This window comes from Geobacillus sp., from assembly GCF_017515625.1.
GTDB lineage: Bacteria > Bacillota > Bacilli > Bacillales > Anoxybacillaceae > Geobacillus > Geobacillus stearothermophilus.
Map to the genome: position 1 here is coordinate 1 of NZ_JAFWFM010000219.1, position 5,874 is coordinate 5,874.

Consider the following 5,874-nt stretch of genomic DNA (forward strand, 5'->3'; position numbering starts at 1 on the left):
AACTTCTTTCTTTGCCCGAAAACGGGTTTTCAGCGTTCGATACATGGTTTCACCTCCTATGTTTATTGTATTCTATTGCCATCCAAAGAAGAAAGAAAAAAACAGAAAAACCGAACGCCATTCATCCCCCACCTGTAGAGGGGGGGACTTCTGGCTGATTTATGTTAAACCGCGAACCAACACTGTTTCGTTGCTTGTTGACCGCTTTTATGAAGAGGGAGGGCGCACACTGGCCATCAATGCGGCCGCCATCGCCTCGATCGATCTCCCCGCTTCCATGCGTTCCGATTCACAAAAACAGCTCGAGGACGAGGAAGAATAATCAAGAAAAGCCTTGCCGGCCAGCGCCAAAGAGCGCGGTCGGCCTTATTTTTTGCCGCCCCTTTTCGCCATGGCCTAGTGCACCTGTCTATACCAACTCGTTTCCCTTTACATACACTCTTATTAACCGACCATTGGCGCTAGGAGGAACTGATCGTGGCCTCAAAACGATCCCGCCTGTTGTTTGAAGTGTTGCACAGCTACGGCCTGTCGGAAACCGAGGTGGATATCGCCGGCGAGCTAAAAAAGGAAAAAGTATGGCTTCTGCAAAACAAAAAAACGGGTGAGAGGTGCGTACTAAAACGGCTGAATGAGGATAAAACACCTTTCCCGATTTTGCTTCATTCCAAACTATATGAAACTGGATTTCACATCCCAAAAATGATCCGGACAAAAACAAAGCAACCTTACGTTCAACGAAAAAACCACTATTACTACTTGATGGAGTACGTTTCCTCAAGCGGAAGCAAGCCCTCATTCCAGCAACGGATTGAATGGTTGGCCCGTTTTCACAAACACAGCCTATTCGACGATTGGATCCCTCCCCATTCGCCGTCCTTCCCCGAACCGACCGACATACTGGATGCACACCGGGAAACAACGTGTCCAAAAGAATTCGGTCATTATTTGAAATCTATTTCTCCATTTGTCCGCTCTATGCTTCGTATCAAAGCGTCTACTTAGCCGATGCTATGTTTCCGCATATGTTTTACAGCGAAATCATCGGCCAAGGGACGCGAAAGCAGGCGACAGGCAGCCAACCGCCATTGACGCGCGTCCATTACGAAGCCATGGCGGCAGGCCTTCCGATCGTCACGACAGCCAGAGGCGGCAATCCAGAAGTCATTTTGGCGAATGAAAATGGCCTGATCGTGGAAAACCCAGAGAACCCAAGCGATTTCGCCGACAAGATCGCCCAAATATTATCCAATACATCTTTGATGAAAAGAATGGGCGAAAAAGGACGCGAGCTGGCTGTTTCGCTGTATCATTGGGAGCGGGTCGCTTCGGAGTTATTGGAAGTGTGGGAGCAAGCCAAAGAATTCGAATCAACAGCTGCTCTCACAACAGAACTGCAAACAGAAGAGGCATTCGGACAACCGGTGTCGCCTCAAACGGACCCAAAAGAAACGGAACGGTCGAAAAAGAATACAGCGGCGCGGACAATGCCTCCCAAAACAGAAAAAGCGAATGTGAAAAACGAAAAACGGAAGAAAAAACGTGCCGCCTCACTGGCAGACGATCAACAGAGCGCCAAACAAAAAGAGGCGATGGCGTCACAAACCGAAAGCGCAAAAGGCGCTCCTGCCCCCCCAGAACGTGCAAACCGGCCGCCATTCGAAACCTTTTACTATTGCAAGCGGCAACTGACAGATGCCAGGCTCGGCGACAAAAACGCATTTGAACCGCAAACGGGCTCAAGCAAAACATGATGACAAGCCTTTTGTAATTGCAAGCCTTCCGGGCGCAAATGGACCATCGTCAGCAAGAAAAGCGGCAAGCCTCAAAAAATAAACCGCAAGCCAAACGGGAATGTCTCCTGCAACAGTGAGGGGGCGGCATGAACTATGGCCATCCCTTTCCCGACGATGCACCGCATCCGGGCAACGCTGTGCTTCGACGCGGGAAAGGGAAACCGTTATGGCACAAATCCGATCATCGTTACGGAAACAAGTGCGGCGCGGCCGATAACGGTTTCGTTCCCTCGCTCGTCGGCGATCACCAATTCATCCGCTGTGCATTGCTTCAGCACACCTTCATAGCTTTGCTCCTGCGTGACAAACTGACATTTAAGCGGCGGCAAATGGCCGGGCAGCTCCGCCAAAAAGGCCAGCCGTTCGTCGAGCGCCATCGCTTGGAATTCTTTTTTGGCAAAAAATTCAGTCGGTTCCTCCTCGCCGCCTCGTTCATCGTTGGAATTTCCTTCCTCTTCCTGTTGCGTTCGGCTAGTCCACATAAACGTTTCTTGCATATGCGCCGCCGCCCGCATCGCTTTTGGCTGCACAATGTAAAGCAATGGCTCCGTCTCCACAACGTTTTGTTTCCGCACGTCGATCCCCCTTTTCCATGCTTGCCTTACCTTATATATGTATGCCCATGATCTCAATAATTGCCCAAGTCAAGCAAAAAACAGCCGCTCCATCAACAGGAACGGCTGCTCGCACGTTTTTAATATCCTAAAATGTGGTATCCCGAGTCGACGTGAATAATTTCCCCGGTGATGCCGCGCGACAAGTCGCTGAACAAAAACAGCGCCACATCGCCGACTTCTTCCTGCGTCGTCGTCCGGCGGAGCGGAGCGCGTTCTTCGATTTGCTTTAAAATCGAGTTGAAATCGCTCACCCCTTTGGCCGACAGTGTGCGAATCGGTCCAGCGGAAATGGCATTGACGCGGATGCCGTATTTGCCCAAATCGTTCGCCAAATATTTCACGCTCGCATCAAGCGACGCTTTCGCCACACCCATAATGTTGTAGTTTTGCACGACGCGCTCGCCGCCTAAGTACGTAAGGGTGACGATGCTGCCACCTTCCGTCATCAGCTCTTTCGCTTCACGAGCCACCGCGGTGAGCGAATACGCACTGATGTTATGGGCGAGCAAAAAGCCTTCGCGGCTGACATTCATATACTCACCGCTCAAGTCTTCTTTATTGGCATAGGCGATGCAATGAGCGACGCCGTGGATGACGCCGACTTGTTCTTTGATTTGCGCGAAACATTGAACAATGTCTTCGTCTTTTGCCACATCGCACGGCAGCAGAAGGGAGCGTTCATCCCCAAGCGTATCGACCAGCGCCCGCACCTCTTTTTCAAACCGCTCGCCGGCATACGTAAACACCAACCGAGCGCCGGCAGCATGAAGCGAACGAGCAATGCCCCAGGCGATGCTTCGTTTGTTCGCCACCCCCATCACGACATATGTACGTCCTTCCAATGATAAGACCATTCATTCATCCTCCCAATTATCATTTATTCTTAGCACCAGGTGTTAATTCTATTATAGGCGATGCGGCAAACAATGTAAATGAGCGCTTTCTTTTTGCCTTTTGACTCCTTCATGCTGCCGGCGGTTTTTCCCACTTTGCAAAACCGACTCAATTCGCTAATATGGTATATGGTACATTTGAATGGAGAGGATCGTTCCATGGATCATGACCGTTTTTCCCAATCGAAGCTTGATTATCACTTATTATTTCTTTTATTCTTAATGGCCGTGGTGAGCGCCATCGCCATTCACAGCGCGGAGCCGATGCTTCCCGAGAAGCTGCAGAACGTCAACTTCGCTTCCAAGCAGCTGCAATGGTACGCCATCGGCGCTGTCGTGATCGCCTTGACGATGATCATTGACTATGATCGGCTGTTTCAAATCGCTTGGTATTTGTATGGATTCGGGATGTTGCTGTTGCTTGGGCTGGAATTGAACGTCCCTGGATCAGTAACCATTAAGGGGGCGACGAGTTGGTATCATCTACCTGGAGGCAACTTTCAGCCATCCGAGCTGATGAAAATTTTTATGATCATCGTCCTAAGTCGCATCATCGTCAACCATCGGGAAAAATACCCTGAACCCATGATCCGCGATGATTTCAAGCTGCTCGGCAAAATCGCCCTCACCGTGTTGCCGCCGCTCATCTTGTTGGCCAAGCAGCCGGACATGGGCATGTCGATGGTGTTTATGGCCATCACCGCCACCTTGGTGCTCGTTTCCGGCATCCGCTGGCGCATCATTTTCGGCATCGTCTTTTCCGGAGTGGCGGCCGTGGCATCCATTGTATTCATATACTTTTATTTTCCGGACTTTTTTCATAAATATATCATTGAAGAAGATTACCAATTAAACCGGTTTTACGGATGGCTCGCACCGTATGAATATTCGACCGACCAAGGGTTTCAGCTCATCCGTTCGTTGATGGCCATCGGCTCGGGGGAGCTGTACGGGAAGGGGCTCGGCAATTTACAAGTGTACTTGCCTGAAGCGCATACCGACTTTATTTTCGGGGTTATTGCCGAACAGTTCGGATTTGTCGGCTCAAGCATCGTCGTGTCTCTCTTTTTCCTGCTCATTTATCGCATGATCCATATTGCCTTGGAGAGCAACGATTTATACGGCAGCTATTTATGTGCCGGCGTCGCGGGCATGATTACGTTCCAAGTGTTCCAAAACATTGGCATGACGATTGGACTTTTGCCGATCACGGGGTTGCCGCTTCCGTTCATCAGCTATGGAGGAAGCTCGCTGGCGACTTATATGCTGGCGATCGGCCTCGTCTTAAACGTTCATTCGCGAACGCGGAAATTTATGTTCGCGAGCGATGAATAAAGCCGCTTGCTGTGTCCGCAGGCGGCGTTTTTTGTCGCCATCAAGCTCAACTCCACTTCTTTGTTTCCTGGCCGCGGGCTCCGCCGTTTGGGCGTTGCCTCCGCAAAAGCCGCGATGAGGCGGGCAAAACCGCCTCATCTTTTCTTTTCCTGACTGAACGGACATACTGGTAGTACAACCATTATAGCGAGAAAGGAGCACATTCGATGCAAGTGGACATCATCGGCGACATTCATGGCTGCTTCCGTGAATTCGCCGCATTGACGGAAACACTCGGCTACCATTGGGACGAAGGGGTGCCGATTCATCCCGACGGACGAAAGCTCGGCTTCGTCGGCGATTTGACCGACCGCGGTCCTGAATCGCTGAACATGATCGAGATCGTCTCCGCCCTTGTCGAGCGAAAGCTGGCTTACTACGTGCCGGGCAACCATTGCAATAAGCTGTACCGCTTCTTTTTAGGGCGCAACGTGCAAATCGCCCATGGTCTTGAGACGACCGTCTCCGAGTACCGCACCTTGCCTCCAAGCGAACAGGAGATGATCCGCCGCAAATTTATCCGCCTGTATGAGCAGGCGCCCCTGTACGCCGTTTTGGATGAGGGGCGCCTTGTCATCGCCCACGCCGGCATTCGCCATGATTATATCGGGCGGACGGATCAAAAAGTCAAGACGTTCGTCCTATACGGAGACATCACCGGCGAAACGAACCCGGACGGGACGCCGGTGCGCCGCGACTGGGCGAAACGGTATCACGGCAGCGCATGGGTTGTGTATGGCCATACGCCTGTCAAAACTCCGCGGTTTGTCGGACGAACCGTCAACATTGACACCGGCTGTGTGTTCGGCGGTGCGCTCACTGCATTGCGCTACCCGGAAATGGAGACCGTCTCGGTTCCGTCATCGATGCCATACGTTCCGGAAAAATTCCGTTCGTTCCCGTAACCGGCGCTTCATCCTATTTCGCGCAGGAGACTCCCACTTCAACGACCAAAGGGAGTAAGTGGGAGAGGAATGCGCGTTCCCCTTTTCTTTTGTGTATGATAGAATAAAGGCGTGGAGAAAACCGTTTAATAAAGGCACTCCAATAACGGCTACTCGATGTATGGAGTTGGTTACAGGAAACGTTGTAACCGTAAAACATCGAGCGTAGATCCGTCTGTTGTGTGTGGAAGCCAAGTACTGCCAACAGACACACCGAGAGAATCGGTAACGATGCAGGCATGACCTGCGT

At 51.3% G+C, this 5,874-nt stretch carries 6 protein-coding genes and 1 pseudogene; 5 read left to right on the forward strand and 2 right to left on the reverse strand.

The window, feature by feature from the left end; translation table 11 throughout:
* Positions 1-58: 58 nt before the first annotated feature.
* The 3 genes and pseudogenes from IKE44_RS12895 to IKE44_RS12905 form a co-directional block, all read left to right on the forward strand.
* Positions 59-322, forward strand: coding sequence for a hypothetical protein (locus tag IKE44_RS12895; protein ID WP_049625205.1), 264 nt, complete (start codon positions 59-61; stop codon positions 320-322).
* 155 nt (positions 323-477) lie between these two features.
* The gene (locus IKE44_RS12900) at positions 478-1,005 is read left to right on the forward strand and encodes a protein kinase family protein (protein WP_121650086.1); all 528 of its coding nucleotides are present in this window, start codon (positions 478-480) and stop codon (positions 1,003-1,005) included.
* A 74-nt stretch (positions 1,006-1,079) separates the two neighbouring features.
* A pseudogene (locus tag IKE44_RS12905) lies at positions 1,080-1,836 on the forward strand (glycosyltransferase); the annotation flags it as partial.
* A 124-nt stretch (positions 1,837-1,960) separates the two neighbouring features.
* Here the strand turns inward: IKE44_RS12905 and IKE44_RS12910 are convergent.
* Complete coding sequence (locus IKE44_RS12910) at positions 1,961-2,371, reverse strand: CotO family spore coat protein (RefSeq protein ID WP_049626048.1); 411 nt, start codon at positions 2,369-2,371, stop codon at positions 1,961-1,963.
* A gap of 119 nt (positions 2,372-2,490) precedes the next feature.
* Complete coding sequence (fabI, locus tag IKE44_RS12915; protein ID WP_033015669.1) at positions 2,491-3,267, reverse strand: enoyl-ACP reductase FabI; 777 nt, start codon at positions 3,265-3,267, stop codon at positions 2,491-2,493.
* Between the two features lie 198 nt (positions 3,268-3,465).
* Here fabI and IKE44_RS12920 point away from each other — a divergent pair, with 198 nt between their 5' ends.
* Entirely contained in the window at positions 3,466-4,641 is a 1,176-nt protein-coding gene (locus IKE44_RS12920) for an FtsW/RodA/SpoVE family cell cycle protein (protein ID WP_049625208.1), read from the forward strand.
* Positions 4,642-4,847: 206 nt separating this feature from the next.
* Positions 4,848-5,585 carry a bis(5'-nucleosyl)-tetraphosphatase PrpE gene (gene prpE, locus IKE44_RS12925; RefSeq protein ID WP_049625209.1) on the forward strand — a complete coding sequence of 246 codons (738 nt, stop codon included), beginning with the start codon at positions 4,848-4,850 and terminating at the stop codon, positions 5,583-5,585.
* Positions 5,586-5,874: the final 289 nt, after the last annotated feature.

Bases quoted from the DNA above. Each gene is read 5' to 3' on its own strand.
- fabI (WP_033015669.1), bottom strand. From the start codon at position 3,267: ATGGTCTTATCATTGGAAGGACGTACATATGTCGTGATGGGGGTGGCG.
- prpE (WP_049625209.1), top strand. From the start codon at position 4,848: ATGCAAGTGGACATCATCGGCGACATTCATGGCTGCTTCCGTGAATTC.
- IKE44_RS12920 (WP_049625208.1), top strand. From the start codon at position 3,466: ATGGATCATGACCGTTTTTCCCAATCGAAGCTTGATTATCACTTATTA.
- IKE44_RS12895 (WP_049625205.1), top strand. From the start codon at position 59: ATGTTTATTGTATTCTATTGCCATCCAAAGAAGAAAGAAAAAAACAGA.